The sequence below is a fragment of the Amphritea atlantica genome (genome assembly GCF_018860855.1).
GTDB lineage: Bacteria > Pseudomonadota > Gammaproteobacteria > Pseudomonadales > Balneatricaceae > Amphritea > Amphritea atlantica_A.
Map to the genome: position 1 here is coordinate 204,287 of NZ_JAHKQE010000014.1, position 17,407 is coordinate 221,693.

The window sequence follows — 17,407 nt, forward strand, 5'->3', positions numbered from 1 at the left end:
ATGCAGGCCGTTTTGTCAACGGCCTGTCTGTATATGCCAAAAAAACGATTAGTTCTATGTTTAATGGTGACGTTGCTCTCGCTAACACCGCCGCTTTTTGCTGCTCAGGAAAAAGCTACCGAAGCTGAAATTGTATCGTTGAAAAAGACGATTGCTAAGTTGAGTAAAAATCTTGGCTCTTTGAAAGGTGAACATGCTTCGGTGCAGCGAGAAGTGCGCCGTACCGATCAGAGTATTGGTGAGTTAACGCGGGAAATTCGGCGTCTTAATCAACAATTAAAGGATGCTGAAACGCAGTTACGAACCTTAGAACAGGAAAAAAAGCCGCTACTAACCTCCTTGCAACAACAAGCGGTGGGGCTGGAGCAACAGCTGCGACAGCAATATAAAACCGGCCATCAGCCGCGTTTGCAGTTACTGTTGACTCAGCGAGATCCCGAGCAGGTTTCGCGGATGTTGCGTTATTATGATCGGATTAATCAGACGCTCACTGAGCGACTCGAATCCTTCCGTACGGGATTGGTTCGCCTAGAGGAAGCTGAAGAGGCTATTCGTGGAGCACAGCAGGGTATTTTTGACCGTCGAGATCTACTTAAGGCGCGCTCAGTCGATCTAGAGTCTGTGCGCGAAGAGCGTCGAGTGGTGCTCAATCAGTTAGCGGCAAAACTCAGCAGTGACAGCCAAAAACTGAAAACGATGCAGGCGGATCAGCAGCGGCTGGAAAAACTGCTTGCGCAGATTCGAGAGTCGATTGAAAAAATCGCCATTGGCAGTGATGAAAAAGCGTTTCGCGATCTGAAGGGGCGTTTACCTTGGCCGGCAAAGGGTAAAATTGTTCAGCGCTTTGGTAACACGCGAGATAGTATTCGTTATGAAGGTATCTTGTTGGCAGGAAAAACCGGTCAGCCGGTACGGGCGGTTCATCATGGACGGGTAGTTTTCTCCGACTGGTTACGCGGCTATGGGTTGCTGATTATTGTTGATCATAGTGCCGGCTATATGAGTCTTTACGGCCATAACGAGTCGTTGTTAAGTGACGTCGGGGAGTGGGTTTCTGCCGGAGATCAGTTAGCCACCGTTGGTAGCAGTGGCGGCAGCGGTGTTTCAGGACTCTATTTTGCCGTACGTTATAAGGGAAATTCAGCAGATCCGCTTAAATGGCTGGCGAGAAGGTAGTGGTAGCGGTTATGCTGTTTCAATATTTTACAGATGTCTAAATAAGGATGAATCATGACGCTGAAGCAACAGCTATCCAGCCTGACTAAGCCTCTGTTGCTGACCTGCCTGTTGAGTGGGGCAGCTGCACCTCTGTTGGCTGCGGATGTTACGCCTGAAAGTGAGGCGATTAAAAGTATCCCGCTAGAAGAGATTCGTTTATTTTCAGAAGTCTTCGAGCGCATTAAAAACTCTTATGTCGAGCCGGTTGATGACGCTAAGTTACTGGAAGATGCGGTACGCGGCATGTTGGCAGGGCTTGATCCTCACTCGGCCTACCTTGGGCCGGATGCCTTTTCTGATTTACAAAGTCATACCAGTGGCGAGTTTGGTGGTTTAGGTATTGAAGTCGGTCTAGAAGATGGCTTTATTCGGGTTATCGCTCCCATTGATGACACTCCAGCGCAGCGTGCGGGCGTCAAAGCCGGCGATCTTATCGTTAAACTCGGCGATCAGCCCGTACAGGGTATGGGGTTGGCGGACGCGGTTAAACTGATGCGAGGTAAGCCGGGTTCTGAACTGGTCTTGACGGTGATTAGGGAGGGCGAAGATAAGCCTTTAGAGATCGTTGTTGTCAGGGACATCATTCGTGTAGCCAGTGTAAAACAGCGGTTGCTGGGTGGTGGTGTTGGTTATCTACGTCTTACTCAGTTTCAGGTTAATACCGGTAATGATCTTCAGGTCGCGATCGAAAAACTAAAAGCGCAAAGTGAATTGAGCGGTATTGTGCTGGATCTGCGCAACAATCCCGGTGGTGTTTTACGGGCGGCGGTTGAGGTGTGTGATGCTTTTCTTGATCAGGGGTTGATCGTTTATACCGAGGGTCGTGTTGCTAATTCGGAGTTGCGTTATAATGCGACTCAAAGAACGTTGGTTGATAATGATGTACCCATTGTTGTGCTGATCAACCAGGGCTCGGCATCCGCCTCTGAAATCGTTGCCGGTGCCCTTCAGGATCAATCGCGAGCAGTGATTATGGGCGTTGATAGCTTTGGTAAAGGTTCGGTGCAAACCGTTTTACCGCTGACTAAAGATCGAGCATTAAAACTCACCACCGCGCGCTATTTCACGCCTCTGGGGCGTTCGATTCAAGCGCAGGGCATTGTGCCAGATATCTATGTGGCCGAAGCGGATGTAAACCTTAAAGATTCCGGTAACTTTATTAAAGAGCGGGATCTGAGTGGTCACTTGGAAAATGCCAAAGCGGAAATGGTCGATCCATCGGAACCGTTAGTGTCCATTGTTGAGAACGATTTTCAGCTGTACGAAGCGCTCAATCTATTGAAAGGTCTGGCGGTGGTTCGATCCGGCACTCAATCGGCTAACCGTACTCAACCTGAAGCCGCGCAAACCGAGAGTCAGTGATACAGCCTATTCGGCACCGTCATGGGGTTGCTGCATCTCTTGTAGCGATCCTGTTTTGGTTGTCATTGTCTTCGTCGGTTGTTGCTGAGCCGGCATCAGCTCGGCTTATTATCATCATCGATGATATAGGTAATAGCCTCGAAAAAGGGACTGCCGCGATTAACTTGCCGGGTCCAATCGCTTATTCTGTTTTACCTCATACACCTCATAGTGTTGCTCTTGCTGAACTGGCATTCCGTCAGGGAAAAGAGGTGATGTTACATGCGCCGATGGCCAATGCGGCTCATTTGCGACTGGGGCCGGGAGCGTTGACGGATAGTCTTAATCGATCGCAGCTCACAAAAGTGTTACGGGATAATATTGCCGCTGTCCCCCATGTGTCTGGCGTGAATAATCATATGGGCAGCTTGCTTACCCAGCGACGACAGAAAATGGATTGGGTGATGGATATACTGGCTGAACAGGGGCTGTTTTTTCTTGATAGCAGAACCACAAGTGAGACGGTCGCTTGGAAAGCGGCTTACTCTCGGGGTATTCCTTGGTTAATGCGGGATGTGTTTCTTGATCATGAGCAGACGACAGCATTTGTCGATAAACAGTTTCGCTACGGTATTCGGTTGGCGCAAGAGCAGGGTTTTGCGGTATTAATTTGTCACCCTTATCCCGAAACCATTAGTTATCTTTCAAAAGTCCTGCCCACTATCGGTGAGCAAGGTATTCAGTTAGTTGCACCCAGTGGTTTTCTATTGCAGCAAGCTGAAGCGCGACGCTTGGTAGATGCTCAACGGCTCGTCGAGGTATCTGCGCCTGCTTGTAATCAGCAAGATCATTGCCGGCCTCGTTAGTGCTGCAAGATCAATCCACTGTGAAAGAGTCGCCTGTATTAACGCTGCCTTAGGATGAGTGTGAGGCTTGGAAAAGCCAATTGTATGACATCCTTTTTAATATTCGATCTGTTTTTTCAGTTATTATCGCCCCTAGAAGAGGCTCCTACAGTGTATGGCTGGAACGATAGGTGTCGGGTTGTATCGGTACGGATCATTCGGAAGGTGCTGGTGAGTTTTGCGAACTGCACCGGTGATGAGAGATGGTTGTTGATCTAAGATTGTTTCCATGGGTGCGGTTCGTGCCTCACCGCTACCCTAGGGGAAATCGTTAGATTTGGCGTTGGATTGTATCGGTACGGATCATTCGTCGGGTGCTGGTGAGTTTTGCGAACCGCACCGGTGATGAGAGATATTTTTTGATCTAAGGTTATTTCCATGGGTGCGGTTCGTGCCCGCTACCCTACGGGAAATCGTTGGGATTTGGCGCTGGGTTGTATCGGTACGAATCATTCGTAAGGTGCTGGTGAGCTTTGCAAGCCACACCGGTGATGAGAGATGGTTGTTGATCTAAGATTGTTTCCATGGGTGCGGTTCGTACCTCACCGCTACCCTACGGGAAATCGTTGGGATTTGGCGCGGGGTTGTATCGGTACGGATCATTCGTAAGGTGCTGGTGAGCTTTGCAAGCCACACCTGTGATGAGAGATATTTTTTGATCTAAGGTTGTTTCCATGGGTGCGGTTCGTGCCCGCTACCCTACGGGAAATCGTTGGGATTTGGCGCGGGGTTGTATCGGTTTGGATCATTCGTAAGGTGCTGGTGAGCTTTGTGAATCACATCGGTGATGAGAGATATTTTTTGATCTAAGGTTGTTTCCATGGGTGCGGTTTGTGCTCGCTACCCTACGGGAAACCGGTGCTACCCGTGTCCTTAAATGACCCCTATCAGAATAGCATTAACCCGTCGTAGATTAGCTTAGCACCCACTACGATAGTCAGTGTTTCAAAAGCCCGCTTTACCCAGCCATTACCCCGACTTAGCGCTAGGTGCGTGCCAGTATAGGCGCCAATAATAGCTCCGATAATCAATGCCGGTAGCCACTCCCAGTGAGGCGGTTGCTGTAGTGCCACGGTGATAGCACCGGAGCCGTTCCAAAACAGTCCAACGAGCACCAATACATAAGCCACTGCGGATTTGTAGTCCAGACCAAACCAGCGTACCAACCATAATGTGACGAACAAGCCGGTACCCGAGGTGAGTGAACCATTAAGAATGCCGATTAGCCCAAGTACTAGCCCGCCGATGAACATACCGGAAGCATCTCGATGACGGGGTTCTAGGGTCATGCCTAGCTGAGCCTTAAAGACCGAGTAGAGACCAAGACCGGAGGTCAGTATACCTAGGCTTAAGATCGTCAGTGATTCTGGCAACTGTAACACCAGAACGCCACCGAGAATGACGCCGGGAAGACCGCAGGCGAGTATAAACAGACAGAAGCGACGATCGAGAGACTTTTCCCGTAGATGACGCAGGGTAGCGCCGATACCTAAAGCGACACTAGCGATCTTATGGGTTGCTAGAGCGCTGCTAAAGCTCAATCCAAGAAAGAGTAAGACGGGAAGTTGTAGCAGACCGGCGCCCCCGCCAGCCATGGCAGAAAGACCATTGGCTAGCAGCGAAATCAGCACCAGACTGAGTTGTTCGATGATCATTTATCAATGAATCTCGGTTAGGCATGAGACAAGCTTTTAACGACGGGCTGCCGCGGCAAGAATCGTCCATTGGTCTGCCCAGTTGAGTGTGGGTCGGGCTTTAAACTCAGTTCGGACAAACTGACGGATACGACCTTCAGCACAGGCGAGCATCAAATTAGCGGTTGCGCCGGTAGGAAGCTCTGTACGTAAACCTTCTGTCTGTTCTGCGGTGCGCATAATCTGTTTTAGCTGTGTTTCTAGCCGTTCAAAAAACTGATTAATACGTTGACGCAAACGGTCGGTTTCGCCGGACAGGGCATCTCCCGTGAGAATGCGGGCCATGCCTGGATTTTTTTCAACGAAGGCGAGTAACAGCGTCAAAATCTGTTCACACTGCTTCAATGCATTGGCGTCAGAGCCCGTAATGATGTTGATGCGGCTAAACACGGTGTCTTCAATAAAGGTGATCAACCCTTCAAACATCCGTGCTTTGCTGGGGAAGTGACGGTACAGTGCCGCTTCCGAAACACCCACATGTTTTGCCAATGCCGCCGTGGTAATTCGAGCACCGGGATCGCTTTCTAACATCATCGCCAGCGATTGCAAAATTTGCTCTCGCCGGGATGGTTTCTCGTTTGCCTCTGCCGCCATTATTCTTGCACCTTGCGGGTCTGATTGGTGATGAGTGTACCGACACCTTCATCGGTAAAGAGCTCGAGAATACAAGCGTGCTCAACGCGACCATCGATAATATGAGCGCTGTTGACGCCACATTTAACCGCACTGAGAGCGCAGTCTATCTTCGGCAACATGCCGCCGTAGATGGTGCCATCTTCAATCAGCTCATCAACCTCATTGGTGGTTAGGCCGGTCAGAACATTACCTGCTTTATCCAGTAGGCCGCTAATGTTGGTGAGTAAAATCAGTTTTTCAGCCTGTAAGACTTCAGCCACTTTACCGGCAACGAGATCCGCATTGATATTGTAGGATGCGCCATCGCTACCAACACCGATCGGTGCAATCACAGGGATAAAATCCGAGTTGCTGAGCATATCGAGGACCTTGGTGTTGACGTGGTCCACTTCACCAACATGACCAATATCGATAATTTCGGGAACCGACATCTCGGGTGATTTATGTTTCACCTTCAGTTTACGTGCACCTAAGAGCATGCCGTCTTTACCGGTTAGACCGATCGCTTTGCCGCCATTGCGGTTGATTAGGCCAACAATATCTTTGTTGACCATGCCGCCGAGCACCATTTCAACCACATCCATTGTTTTCGCATCGGTGACCCGCATGCCGTTCACAAAGTGTGATTCAATGGCTAGCTTGTCTAACAGTTCGCCGATCTGAGGTCCGCCGCCGTGTACCACAATAGGGTGGATGCCGATCAGTTTCATCATCACGATATCGCGGGCGAAGCTGTCCTTCAGCTTTTCATCAATCATGGCGTTGCCGCCGTATTTGATGACTACGGTTTTACCCGCAAATTGCTGAATATAGGGGAGTGCTTCGCTTAGCACGTTAGCGGTATTGATCGCTTCTTTACGTGACAGTGGCATCTGTATCGTCTCTATTTATAGGGTTTGTGTAGTTTGTAACCGCTAACTCAGGTATTTGCAAGCCTGGAATGACCTGTTGCAGCGCTGCTTCCACCTGACGGATGATCCGATGGAGGGCTGTTACGGTTAGTGCTTCGATTCTTAAGGTTAGCATTGGTGTGGTGTTTGAAGGCCTGATACCGAACCAGCCATCAGTATATTCGACCCGTAAACCGTCCACATCGTAGACGGTGGCCGGTGAAAAATCTATTTGCTTCATCTGCTCGATGAGCTGAAATTTGTTTTCATCCTGGACCGCGATATTAATCATGGGGGTCGAAGGCAATGCCGGAAATGGCTGGAATAACGCTGTGGCGGTATGCTCTGTACGGCTGAGCAGTTCTAACAAGCGTACGGCGGCATAGAGACCATCATCAAAGCCATACCACTGTTCGGCAAAAAACAGGTGGCCGCTAAATTCACCACCAAAAAGGGCTCCGGTCTGCCGCATACGGTTTTTAATCATTGAGTGGCCACAGCACCACATATCGGCGTTGCCCCCGAGTTTCTCAATCAATAAACCGATGTTCAGAGAGCACTTTACATCATAGACAATATTAGCACCGGGATGACGCTGCAGTAGATCTTGAATAAAGAGGCAGATAAGTTGATCTGGGGTAATGATCTCGCCGTTATTATTGATTACGGCGAGGCGATCTCCGTCGCCATCTAAGGCTAGGCCGATATCCGCTTTGAGTTCTCGGACTTTAGCGATCAGGTCGATCAGGTTTTCAGGCTTTTCCGGGTCCGGGTGATGGTTGGGAAAGTGACCATCAATATCGCAATAAAGTGGAGTAACGTCGCAACCAAATTGTTGTAGTAATGGGACGATTAACGGGCCAGCAACCCCATTACCACAATCAACGACAATGCTAAGCGGTCGTTGTAGTTGTCGCTCCTGTAATATGCGTGCGAGGTAGGTCTCGGTAATATTATGCGTTCGCAGTGCCCCCTTGCCTCGGGTAAGCTGATTATCGATGCTGCGCTGGTAAAGACCCGCGATTTCGTCCCCAGCTAGGGTGTGGCCGCCCAGCATGATTTTAAAACCATTGTATTGTGCGGGATTGTGGCTGCCGGTCACCATGACTCCAGAGCCCGTATTTAATGCATGGGTGGCAAAATAGAGGGCTGGGGTGGGAATCATACCGAGCTCGATAACATCGATACCGCTACGCAATAAACCACGCATTAGCGCCTGACTAAGATCAGGGCTGGATAGTCGACCATCGTAGCCAACACAGATCGTCTTCTGATTTCGCTCAAGGGCTTCACTGCCGATCGCCTGACCGATCAGCAGTGCGCTATCGGCATTAAGGCTATCGGGGTAGATGCCGCGAATATCATAGGCGCGGAAAATGGCCGGATTGAGTTGCTGTGGCTTCAACGGTTAATAGTTTCCTGATTCAGCGTGGCTGTTTGGCGGCAATAATATCGATTAACTTAGCGGCTAGTTGACGTTTGCTACAGAGTGGCAGTGGCTGTACCTGATCATGGCTGACCACGGTGACGGCATTATCATCGCTATTGAAACCGATATCACTGCGGGAGACGTCATTAGCAATGATAAGGTCGAGTTTCTTTCGGGTTAATTTATCCTGGGCATAATGAACCACATCCCGAGTTTCTGCAGCAAAGCCGACGGTGAACGGTTTGTTTTTCAGCGCGGCAACAGTGGCGACAATATCGGGGTTTTTTATTAAGTGGAGCTCCATGATCTCCTCTTTACCTTTTTTCAGCTTATGTTCGGCAACAGCAGAGGGCCGGTAGTCAGCGACGGCAGCCGAAGCGATAAAAATATCGCACTGATCGATATTTTCCAGCGATGCAGCCAGCATCTGTTCGGCGCTTTCAACCATGACACGTTGGCACCGCTGGGGGGCGGGCAGGTTGACTGGCCCACTAATGAGTGTCACTTGAGCACCGGCATCAATGGCGGCTTCGGCGAGGGCATAACCCATCTTGCCCGAGCTGTGATTACTGATATAGCGCACCGGGTCTAATGCTTCACGGGTGGGGCCGGCGGTGATAACAACCCGCTTGCCTGTCAGTAAGCCGCGATCAAACAGTGCGGCCGCTTGGCTGGCAATATCAAGCGGATCCAACATACGACCGGGACCAGTATCGCCGCAGGCTTGTTCACCTACGCCAGGGCCGAGCAGGCGTATCCCTTTTGTTTGTAAGCTGGTTGCATTCGCCTGAGTCTGTGGATCACGCCACATCGCTTGATTCATGGCGGGTGCCAGCACGACAGGGGCTTCGGTTGCTAAGCAGAGAGTGCTCAGCAGGTCATTGCCGTGGCCGCTATTAAGTCGTGCCATAAAGTCCGCACTGGCGGGAGCGATAAGGATCATGTCGGCCCATTTAGCCAGTTCAATATGACCCATGCCGGCTTCGGCTTCAGGATCAAGTAGATGTAAATGTACCGGATTGCCAGAGAGTGCCTGTAATGTCAGTGGCGTAATAAATTCGACCGCGGCGGGCGTCATGACCACTTGAACATCGGCCCCTGCCCCTTTTAATAGGCGAGTCAGTTCTGCGCTTTTATAAGCGGCAATACCACCTGTGATACCTAAAACAATCTGTCTGTTCGTGAGTCTTTGCATACCGGATAACTTTATATCTGCATATAGAGGGTCATTGAGGGAGCATAAGATACCACTATCTCCGGTCGAGTTACATTCCCACGGCGGCAGTCTAAGTGTTGGTCTACACTGGATACGGATATGTTGATATAGGAAAAATGACACAAGGATGTGATTATGGCGATTACCGATTGGCCAGCAGCGGAGCGTCCTCGCGAGAAATTATTACGGCAGGGGGCAGCGAGTCTGTCGGATGGCGAATTACTGGCTATTTTTTTACGCACCGGCGTTAAGGGCTGTAGTGCGGTAGATCTCGCCCGTCAACTGTTGACCCGCTTCGGTGGTTTACGGGCGTTAATTAATGCCGATCAAGCGACCTTTTGCGCCGAGCTTGGTTTGGGGCCTGCAAAATATGTGCAGCTGCAGGCGGTGCTGGAAATCAGTCGGCGCTGTCATGCCGAGCAGTTGCAGCGGGATTCAGCGCTGACATCGCCGGATCTGGTTCGGGATTATCTGCAACTGCAGTTAAGTGATCGAAGTCGAGAAGTGTTTGCCTGTTTGTTGTTAGATAGCCAACATCGGGTGATCTGCTATGAGGAGTTGTTTCAGGGGACGATCGATAGTGCGGCAGTGCATCCCCGAGAGGTGGTGAAGCTGGCGCTATACCATAATGCGGCGGCTATTATCCTAGCGCATAATCATCCTTCCGGTGTGGCCGAACCGAGTCTGGCGGATCAGAATATCACCTTACGCATTAAAGAGGCGTTAAATTTGGTTGATATTCGCCTGCTTGATCATATGGTGGTGGGCGCAGGCGTGACGGTTTCTCTAGCGGAAAGAGGGATGATTTGAGGCAGAATAAAAAATATTCAGCCTGTATAGCCAGTGGCGTTTGTTTTCTGTACAATGCGCGCTCTTCTATCCACCGGTACGGGATTTGAGTCTTTGGTTTGGACGCTCCGCCTGAGGATAATGAAGCGGCCCTATTTATCTGGGACGTATCGCTTCTGATCCAATAAGTATCTGATAGAAGTTACATAAACTATAAGTAAGGTATTTGTCATGTCTCGAGTTTGCATGGTTACAGGTAAACGCCCTGTAGCAGGAAACAACGTTTCCCACGCATTGAACCGCACACGTCGTCGCTTTTTGCCGAACCTGCATTGGCACCGTTTCTGGGTAGAAAGCGAGCAGAAGTTTGTTCGTCTGCGCGTTTCTTCTAAAGGTATGCGTATCATCGATAAGAAAGGTATCGATGTTGTGTTGGCTGACGTTCGCAAGAACGGCATTAAAGTTTAAGGAGCACGATTATGCGCGATAAGATCAAGATGGTTTCATCTGCTGGTACTGGTCACTTCTACACCACTACTAAGAACAAACGTACTACCCCTGACAAGCTGGAAATGAAGAAATTCGATCCTGTTGTTCGTCAGCATGTTATGTACAAAGAAGCGAAGATTAAGTAATAATAATCTTGGCTAAGCAAAAAACCCGGCCTAGTCCGGGTTTTTTTGTGCCTGCAATAATGATCACCAATGACGCTGAAGTTTACGAATATGCCTGAATTACCCGAAGTTGAAACCACCCGTCGAGGTATTGAACCTCATCTTGAGGGGCGTACAATTACTGCATTAACGGTGCGCCAGCCGAAGTTGCGCTGGCCGATACCTGAGCAGTTAGCCGACTGGGTGACAAATGCTCGAGTGAGTTCGGTGACTCGGCGGGGTAAATATCTGTTAATTCATCTGCCGAATGGCGCGGTAATGATTCATCTGGGGATGTCTGGTAGTCTCTATATGGTCAGCGCCGATCAGCCAGCGGCTTATCATGACCATGTTGATCTGGTTCTCGATAGTGGTATGGCATTGCGACTGACAGATCCGCGTCGATTTGGCTCAGTATTGTGGCAACCGTTAGGTGAATCACATTCGTTGCTAGAAAAGTTGGGGCCAGAGCCTCTGAGTAGTGATTTTTCAGCCAGTTATCTACAGCAGCGTTGCGCTGGGCGAAAACAGGCAATAAAACAGTTTATTATGAATAGTCAGATAGTTGTGGGTGTCGGTAATATCTACGCTAACGAAGCATTGTTTAGTGCAGGTATTCACCCAAAGCGGGCCGCAGGGAATATTTCGGCTGAGAGACTGAGTCGTTTTGTCGATGAAATAAAGTCAGTGCTGGCCCGAGCAATACAACAAGGAGGTACTACATTGAAAGATTTTGTCGGTGGTGATGGTAAGCCGGGATATTTTAAGCAACAACTGAATGTGTACGGTCGCGGTGGTGAATTATGTTATCACTGCAAATCAACGCTGAAAGAGATACGTCTCGGTCAGCGTTCCACTGTTTACTGTCCGGAGTGTCAACACTGATGGAAAAGATAGAACCTCTTTTGAAACCTACCCCTAAAGGTGGTGAAATTAGCTCAACTCGGCAAGCTTTGCAGAAGGCTTTGGGGAGTGAACCCTTTCTCGCCAAACGTAAGACTTTCCATGTCGGTGAATTGCCGATCCATTGTGAAGTCTATGAACATCATGCAGATTCCCCTGTGCTTTTGTTTCTACCGGGTATTGGTACTTATGGTGAACTTTACGCGGCGATGCTGAGTCACCTTTCTGATCGAGGCTTTAATGTTGTTGCGATTGACCCGCCAGGCCATGGTTATTCCGGTGGTGAACGTGGGGCTTATACGGTTGAAAGTGTACAAGCTTGTGTTTCTGACGTGATTGATGCTCTCGAAGAGCGCTATGAAGGCCCTTATTTTATCTATGGGTATTCGGTTGGTGCATTACTGGCGGTTGCAGCTGCAGAGCATGATGATCGTATCAGTAAAGTAGTTTGTGGTACGCTGTTAACAACAGAAGTGCCTCCTGATATTTTTCATTTTATGGGTTGGCAGTGGACTTGGGGCAGCGCTATATTGTTTCCTTCCGTGCGTTTACCGCTCTCATGTCTGGTGGATTATCATCAGCTGTTAGCAGGACACCCCGCCGGTCGGTTAATCAATCAGGATCCTATGTTAGTATTGGATTATCCTTTTAAAACGCTTGCCAGTGTCTTTAGTCGTAAGGCCGGAATAATGCAGCAGCGTTATCCGTTTAAGATTGTCATCGTGCAAGGTGACCAAGATGAAGTGTTGTCGATAGGTTATGCCCGTCGAGTTATTTTTGAAGCAGAACAGCCGATTGAGTTAATCTCTGTGCCTGGTGAGCGGCATATGATGCCGTTGACTGCGCCACTTAAATTAGCCGATATTATTGCAGACTGGTTGAAGTCCTAGTCGTTAATATTCTTTAGGGTAAGAGTAATTACAAGAATAAATATGACGGCTACTCTACGTGCTAAGCTGGCACCATTACTGGTGTCAGTTTTTCTAATGGTGGTGTCGCTTGCGGCGACCGCTCAAATTGATCTGACCGAGCCAGAATCTCAATGGCTTGAGGAACATCGTGCCTCGATGAAGGTCGGTGTGGTCGTGATGCCTCCCTATCTTTCGGCTCGAGACGGTGATGGCGGGTTAGAAGGCCTGTCGATGGACTATCTTCACTTAATTGAGCGCGCGTTAGGGACAGGGTTTCAACACCAAGTTTTTGAAAGTTATGGTGCGTTAATCGTGGCGGCGAAAGCTCGCGCTGTTGATATTGCGGTCGCTGTTAGTGAGACAGAAGAGCGTCAAAATTATCTAGACTTCACCGACGTTTATTCACATCTATCGAATAAAATATATACCCAGAAAGGCCACTCTAGTCAGGCCGAAATGTCTGATTTTGCCGGCAAGCGTTTTGCCGTGCCAGAAGGAACCGCAGTAGCGAATTATATTCGTAATAACTATCCTGAGATTGATCTTGTTGAGACGCCAACCCTGCGGGCGGCTTTCAATCTATTGGGTGCAGGGCAAGTTGAGGCGGTGGGTGGCTCTGCTGCTGCAGGCTATTTCTATTCGGTAAAGGATGGCATCGATAATATTAGTATCGTAGGTAATGTGGGTTTTGATTACCATCTCACCTTTGGCACTCGCAATGATGAGCCAATGATGGGGGTGTTGATTAATAAAGCAATGGCGTCTATTACCCCCAAGCAACGACAGGAGATTGAAGATCGTTGGTTAACCCCAGAAGATACTCAGCGGGTTGATATTGAAACATTGACTCAATGGTTAGTTATTGTTGGTTTTGGTGTAACCAGTGTGCTGTTGTTGATCGTTATTTTATGGAATCGTTCTTTGAAACGAGAAGTTTCCTATCGTAAAGAGATTCAGAAAGAGGTGAGTTTTCTTGCCTATCATGATGAGTTAACCGGTGCTTATAACCGGCAATTTATGACGGAAACGCTGGCTGAATATGTCCGTTTACCCCGCTCGAAAGAGCAAACCACTTGCATCATTTTAATTGGCTTAGATAACTTTAGTCTGATCAATGACTTTCACGGCCAGAAAATGGGGGACTATGTTCTAAGTCATATGAGTGAGCGGCTTCAGGCGCGTCTGAGTGGTAGTTCGGTGCTAGCTCGTAATGGTGGCGATGAATTTACCGTATTGCTGCGACATTCTGCTAACCGTACCTCTTTGAGCCAGTTTGCCGACCGTTTAATCGCCGAGATCAGTTTACCGATTGTCTCGGGTGATCAAAGTTTTTCGCTGACCGCAACGGCGGGAATCTCGATACATGAGGGCGAACTTTACGAACCCCTACGACTGCTTGAACAAGCGGATCTCGCGTTACATGAAGCGAAAAAGAAGAATGTCGGCAGCTATCTATTTTACACGTCTGAGATGAGTGATCAGCTGCACGAAAATCAGCAGTTAGTGGCGTCATTAGCGGAGGCGTTATATTCGGATCTGTTTTATCTTGAGTATCAACCACAGATCACTTTACACAGCGGTGAGTTGGTTGGTTTTGAAGCGCTGGCCCGTTGGCGTCATCCGGAGTTTGGCAATGTTCCGCCGGATAAATTTATCACCCTAGCCGAACAGGAAGGCTTGATCGTGACCCTCGGTGATCGAGTGCTAGAGCTGGCTTGCAAGCAAGGTAGCGAATGGCTTAAACAGGGGTTAACCTTCGAGCGCTTGGCGGTGAATGTGTCCGTGAAGCAGTTTGTTGAATCGGATTTTGCTAGCAAGGTGCTAAATGCACTGGAGCAAAGCGGCTTTCCTGCAGAGAAACTTGAGCTAGAAATTACCGAATCTGTGTTTCTTGGGGATCGTGTTCAGGCGAAAGAGACGATGGGTAAGCTGACTCGGCAGGGCGTGTGCTTTTCAATTGATGATTTTGGCACGGGATTTTCGTCACTGCTTTATCTAAAAGAGCTACCGGTGACCAAGCTTAAGCTCGACCAAGGGTTTATTCGCGGCATTACCCATGATTACTCCAGTCTGCAGATTGTTAAAGCTTCGTTGCAGATGGGGAGCGCTTTAAATATGGATGTTATTGTCGAAGGCGTGGAAACCTGTGAAGAATATCAGATTTTGTTAGGGTTGAAATGCCAACATGCTCAGGGTTATCTGTTTAGTCGTCCGCTAAAACCCAACTTAATCACTCCCGCATTATTGCGACAAATTTCGACGTCGGTGACGGCGATTTGTACCGCGGAGAAAGAGCCTGTCACAGAAGGTTAAATAGTTGTTCACCGTTCTGTAATCGTTTTTGGATCAAAATGTTGTCAAACAGCAAACATTTGGTTCAAAACCATGAATGCACTACAGCAACGTTTAGCCGCTTTCGATGTTTCCCTTTATTACCTCTGCTTTGGCACCTGTCGATTACCGGTGATGCCCACCTTGAGTCGACTTATCTCCAAGCTGGGGGATGGTAGCCTCTACCTTATTATTGGCTTATTGCTCGCATGGTTGGAGCCGAAGCATGGTGGTGAGTTTCTATTGGCAGGCTTGTTTGTCTTTGCGATTGAGCTGCCGGTTTATCTTTATCTAAAACAACTGATTAAACGTGACCGTCCTTGTGATCGTTTTGCAGATGTTACCCCACAAATTACTCCAGCGGATAAGTTCAGTTTACCTTCGGGTCATGCCGCAGCAGCGTTCGTGTTTGCCTCACTATTGGCGGTTTATTATCCGGCCTTCATGATGCTGGGCTATACCTTGGCTGGGTTGATTGCGCTGGCGCGTGTATTTCTCGGCGTGCATTACCCGACCGATATTCTTGCCGGTGCGGTGCTCGGGTTGGTATCCGCAGTGATTGGCCTAAATCTGATCGACCTCTTCTAGAATCTTGCCGTTGTTTGAAACAACCAGTTTGGAAAATCAGTCATGAAAATTCTTTATGGTGTACAGGCGACGGGGAATGGTCATATTACCCGAGCCAGAGTGATGGCGCCGGCTTTGTTAAAAGAGGGTATTGAGGTTGATTTCCTGTTTAGCGGCCGCCCTCCTGAAAAACTCTTTAATATGGAACCCTTCGGTGATTATCAGGTGCGTCGTGGGTTAACCTTTAGCGTTAAGGATGGGCGGATTGATCGTTGGCGTAGTCTAAGGCAGAACAGCTTTATACAGCTGATCAGTGATATTCGTGCGTTGGATCTGCAGTCGTATGATCTGATTATCAGTGATTTTGAACCTATTACCGCTTGGGCGGCGAAGTTGCAGAAGAAGCCCTGTATCGGTATCGCCCATCAATACGCCTTTCGCTATCCACTCCCTGGACCGAGCGTTGGGCGTATTATGATGCCGATGATCCGTTTTTTTACCCCCGTGCAGCAAGGGATAGGACTGCATTGGCATCACTTCAATGGGCCGATTTTACCGCCGTTAATAGAGCCTCAGCCTTACGCTATTACTCAGCAGGCGGGTATGATTCTGGTTTATTTACCATTTGAAGAGCGTCAGCAGATTCGCCAGTGGTTATTACCATTTAGTGACTTTGAATTTCATGTTTATTGCGATATTGACCGGCCTGAAGATGACGGCCATATTCTTTGGCGTCCCTTATCCCGTGAGGCGTTCCGCCAGGCTCAAGCCTGTTGTGAAGGAGTTATTGCCAATAGTGGTTTTGGTTTGTCCAGCGAGGTGTTACAGGCGGGCAAAAAGTTACTGACGAAGCCGTTGTCAGGCCAGCCGGAGCAAGCTTCCAATGCGGCCGTGTTGCAGCATTTCGGTCTTGCCGAGGTGTTTTCTGAATTGCAGGCAGAACAATTTTATCGCTGGGTGAGTCAGCCATCACCGGAGCCGATGGTTTATCCGGATGTGGCGGCTGCGTTAGCTTGCTGGATACAGGAAGGCTGCACACAAACGCCCACGGAATTGGCGCAAGCGCTTTGGCAGGGCAGTGTGTTCGATCAGCTTGAACCCATAGGCTGATTTAGATTGTCGTTTATTTAGATTAACGTTTGAAAGTTAAACCGCAGATATAAAAAAGAGAGCACTCAGTTTTACTTAAGTGCTCTCTTTTGCATGTCTAATATTTGCCTAGTTTTACCCGAGTTAAATCCGTTTAGTGATGAAATCTATCCGGCTTCCTGCCGTGACATCCCTGTATCCTTTTTCATCGACCCTTTATACACATAGACAAGCGACAATCCGTTGCCTTTCAAATTCCTTTGTATACCATTCCTTGGTTTTACCTTCATCCTTGAAGGCCATCGATCCCTCAAAACCAGTATCCTATTTCTCTGTTATTGGAACTATAGGAAAAAATCCTATTTGGTCGCAGCGGGTGAGTAATGGATAGAAAAATGAGCGAAAAAAAAAGAGCATTCAGTTTCCTCTGAAGTGCTCTTTTTATATGGCTTCCATTTTCCGTGCGGTTAATCCTAGGCTTCATGCCAGCAATCCGTGCTTCCTGATCCGCTTGTCGTGGCCGTCCTGTGTTCACTCCGAACAATTAATCTTCCTGAGGCACATAATGAATGAAGTACAAGTGGGTGAATATAGGAAAAATTCTTATTTTTAGTTTTATAGAAAAGAAATCTTATCTTAGGCCCAGCAGTGTTATTGGGATATTTTGGTTGAACAATGGACATTGATAATAGTTATACATAAACTAAGCGAATCTTGTCGGGGTGCCCTTTGGGCTGAGAGTTGGACTGAAATAGACCAATAACCCGCGAACCTGATCCGGTTAGTACCGGCGTAGGAAACCGAGATAAACCGTCATACTGTCTTTTCGTGCCCG

General features: G+C 48.6%; 16 protein-coding genes and 1 riboswitch. Of the genes, 11 read left to right on the forward strand and 5 right to left on the reverse strand.

From position 1 onward, the window contains the following. The first annotated feature begins 33 nt into the window (after nt 1-33). The 3 genes from KO512_RS06730 to KO512_RS06740 are packed head-to-tail and all read left to right on the forward strand — an operon-like array spanning nt 34 to nt 3,425. Entirely contained in the window at nt 34-1,176 is a 1,143-nt protein-coding gene (locus KO512_RS06730) for a murein hydrolase activator EnvC family protein (protein WP_215951562.1), read from the forward strand. A 54-nt stretch (nt 1,177-1,230) separates the two neighbouring features. Continuing rightward, on the forward strand, nt 1,231-2,580 hold the full coding sequence (locus KO512_RS06735; protein ID WP_215951563.1) for a S41 family peptidase: 1,350 nt from the start codon (nt 1,231-1,233) through the stop codon (nt 2,578-2,580). After that, a complete protein-coding gene (locus tag KO512_RS06740) occupies nt 2,577-3,425 on the forward strand; it encodes a divergent polysaccharide deacetylase family protein (RefSeq protein ID WP_215951564.1) in 849 nt (282 codons plus the stop codon). The genes KO512_RS06735 and KO512_RS06740 overlap by 4 nt, the downstream gene beginning before the upstream one ends. Before the next feature lie 926 nt (nt 3,426-4,351). Here KO512_RS06740 and KO512_RS06745 read toward each other — a convergent pair. The 5 genes from KO512_RS06745 to coaBC are packed head-to-tail and all read right to left on the reverse strand — an operon-like array spanning nt 4,352 to nt 9,308. Next, nucleotides 4,352-5,119, reverse strand: coding sequence for a sulfite exporter TauE/SafE family protein (locus tag KO512_RS06745; RefSeq protein ID WP_215951565.1), 768 nt, complete (start codon nt 5,117-5,119; stop codon nt 4,352-4,354). A gap of 36 nt (nt 5,120-5,155) precedes the next feature. Then, nucleotides 5,156-5,752 carry a nucleoid occlusion factor SlmA gene (gene slmA / locus KO512_RS06750; RefSeq protein WP_215951566.1) on the reverse strand — a complete coding sequence of 199 codons (597 nt, stop codon included), beginning with the start codon at nt 5,750-5,752 and terminating at the stop codon, nt 5,156-5,158. Further along, the gene (argB, locus tag KO512_RS06755; RefSeq protein WP_215951567.1) at nt 5,752-6,666 is read right to left on the reverse strand and encodes an acetylglutamate kinase; all 915 of its coding nucleotides are present in this window, start codon (nt 6,664-6,666) and stop codon (nt 5,752-5,754) included. Before argB ends, slmA begins: the two co-directional genes overlap by 1 nt. Further along, nucleotides 6,650-8,089: a phosphomannomutase/phosphoglucomutase gene (locus KO512_RS06760; protein WP_215951568.1), complete on the reverse strand. Its 1,440-nt coding sequence runs from the start codon at nt 8,087-8,089 to the stop codon at nt 6,650-6,652. The genes argB and KO512_RS06760 overlap by 17 nt, the downstream gene beginning before the upstream one ends. Nucleotides 8,090-8,108: 19 nt before the next feature. Next, a complete protein-coding gene (gene coaBC / locus KO512_RS06765) occupies nt 8,109-9,308 on the reverse strand; it encodes a bifunctional phosphopantothenoylcysteine decarboxylase/phosphopantothenate--cysteine ligase CoaBC (RefSeq protein WP_215951569.1) in 1,200 nt (399 codons plus the stop codon). A gap of 156 nt (nt 9,309-9,464) precedes the next feature. On the opposite strand from coaBC, the gene radC reads away from it, so the two are divergent. From radC to KO512_RS06805, 8 genes are all read left to right on the forward strand, one after another. Beyond that, complete coding sequence (gene radC, locus KO512_RS06770) at nt 9,465-10,139, forward strand: RadC family protein (RefSeq protein WP_215951570.1); 675 nt, start codon at nt 9,465-9,467, stop codon at nt 10,137-10,139. A 210-nt stretch (nt 10,140-10,349) separates the two neighbouring features. Beyond that, nucleotides 10,350-10,586: a 50S ribosomal protein L28 gene (gene rpmB, locus KO512_RS06775; protein WP_126160021.1), complete on the forward strand. Its 237-nt coding sequence runs from the start codon at nt 10,350-10,352 to the stop codon at nt 10,584-10,586. Nucleotides 10,587-10,597: 11 nt separating this feature from the next. Further along, nucleotides 10,598-10,753 carry a 50S ribosomal protein L33 gene (gene rpmG, locus KO512_RS06780; protein WP_019622531.1) on the forward strand — a complete coding sequence of 52 codons (156 nt, stop codon included), beginning with the start codon at nt 10,598-10,600 and terminating at the stop codon, nt 10,751-10,753. Between the two features lie 90 nt (nt 10,754-10,843). Further along, entirely contained in the window at nt 10,844-11,656 is an 813-nt protein-coding gene (gene mutM, locus KO512_RS06785; RefSeq protein WP_215951595.1) for a bifunctional DNA-formamidopyrimidine glycosylase/DNA-(apurinic or apyrimidinic site) lyase, read from the forward strand. Next, entirely contained in the window at nt 11,656-12,564 is a 909-nt protein-coding gene (locus KO512_RS06790; protein ID WP_215951571.1) for an alpha/beta hydrolase, read from the forward strand. Before mutM ends, KO512_RS06790 begins: the two co-directional genes overlap by 1 nt. 42 nt (nt 12,565-12,606) lie before the next feature. Continuing rightward, nucleotides 12,607-14,898, forward strand: coding sequence for an EAL domain-containing protein (locus tag KO512_RS06795; RefSeq protein ID WP_215951572.1), 2,292 nt, complete (start codon nt 12,607-12,609; stop codon nt 14,896-14,898). Between the two features lie 72 nt (nt 14,899-14,970). Beyond that, on the forward strand, nt 14,971-15,504 hold the full coding sequence (locus KO512_RS06800; RefSeq protein ID WP_215951573.1) for a phosphatase PAP2 family protein: 534 nt from the start codon (nt 14,971-14,973) through the stop codon (nt 15,502-15,504). A 42-nt stretch (nt 15,505-15,546) separates the two neighbouring features. Continuing rightward, nucleotides 15,547-16,593, forward strand: a complete 1,047-nt coding sequence (locus tag KO512_RS06805) for an MJ1255/VC2487 family glycosyltransferase (protein ID WP_215951574.1) — start codon at nt 15,547-15,549, stop codon at nt 16,591-16,593. A gap of 687 nt (nt 16,594-17,280) precedes the next feature. Next, a riboswitch (TPP riboswitch) is annotated at nt 17,281-17,389 on the forward strand. Nucleotides 17,390-17,407: the final 18 nt, after the last annotated feature.

Bases quoted from the DNA above. Each gene is read 5' to 3' on its own strand.
- radC (WP_215951570.1), top strand. From the start codon at position 9,465: ATGGCGATTACCGATTGGCCAGCAGCGGAGCGTCCTCGCGAGAAATTA.
- rpmG (WP_019622531.1), top strand. From the start codon at position 10,598: ATGCGCGATAAGATCAAGATGGTTTCATCTGCTGGTACTGGTCACTTC.
- KO512_RS06805 (WP_215951574.1), top strand. From the start codon at position 15,547: ATGAAAATTCTTTATGGTGTACAGGCGACGGGGAATGGTCATATTACC.
- rpmB (WP_126160021.1), top strand. From the start codon at position 10,350: ATGTCTCGAGTTTGCATGGTTACAGGTAAACGCCCTGTAGCAGGAAAC.
- KO512_RS06800 (WP_215951573.1), top strand. From the start codon at position 14,971: ATGAATGCACTACAGCAACGTTTAGCCGCTTTCGATGTTTCCCTTTAT.
- slmA (WP_215951566.1), bottom strand. From the start codon at position 5,752: ATGGCGGCAGAGGCAAACGAGAAACCATCCCGGCGAGAGCAAATTTTG.
- KO512_RS06730 (WP_215951562.1), top strand. From the start codon at position 34: ATGCCAAAAAAACGATTAGTTCTATGTTTAATGGTGACGTTGCTCTCG.
- KO512_RS06795 (WP_215951572.1), top strand. From the start codon at position 12,607: ATGACGGCTACTCTACGTGCTAAGCTGGCACCATTACTGGTGTCAGTT.
- KO512_RS06735 (WP_215951563.1), top strand. From the start codon at position 1,231: ATGACGCTGAAGCAACAGCTATCCAGCCTGACTAAGCCTCTGTTGCTG.
- coaBC (WP_215951569.1), bottom strand. From the start codon at position 9,308: ATGCAAAGACTCACGAACAGACAGATTGTTTTAGGTATCACAGGTGGT.
- KO512_RS06790 (WP_215951571.1), top strand. From the start codon at position 11,656: ATGGAAAAGATAGAACCTCTTTTGAAACCTACCCCTAAAGGTGGTGAA.
- KO512_RS06745 (WP_215951565.1), bottom strand. From the start codon at position 5,119: ATGATCATCGAACAACTCAGTCTGGTGCTGATTTCGCTGCTAGCCAAT.
- argB (WP_215951567.1), bottom strand. From the start codon at position 6,666: ATGCCACTGTCACGTAAAGAAGCGATCAATACCGCTAACGTGCTAAGC.
- mutM (WP_215951595.1), top strand. From the start codon at position 10,844: ATGCCTGAATTACCCGAAGTTGAAACCACCCGTCGAGGTATTGAACCT.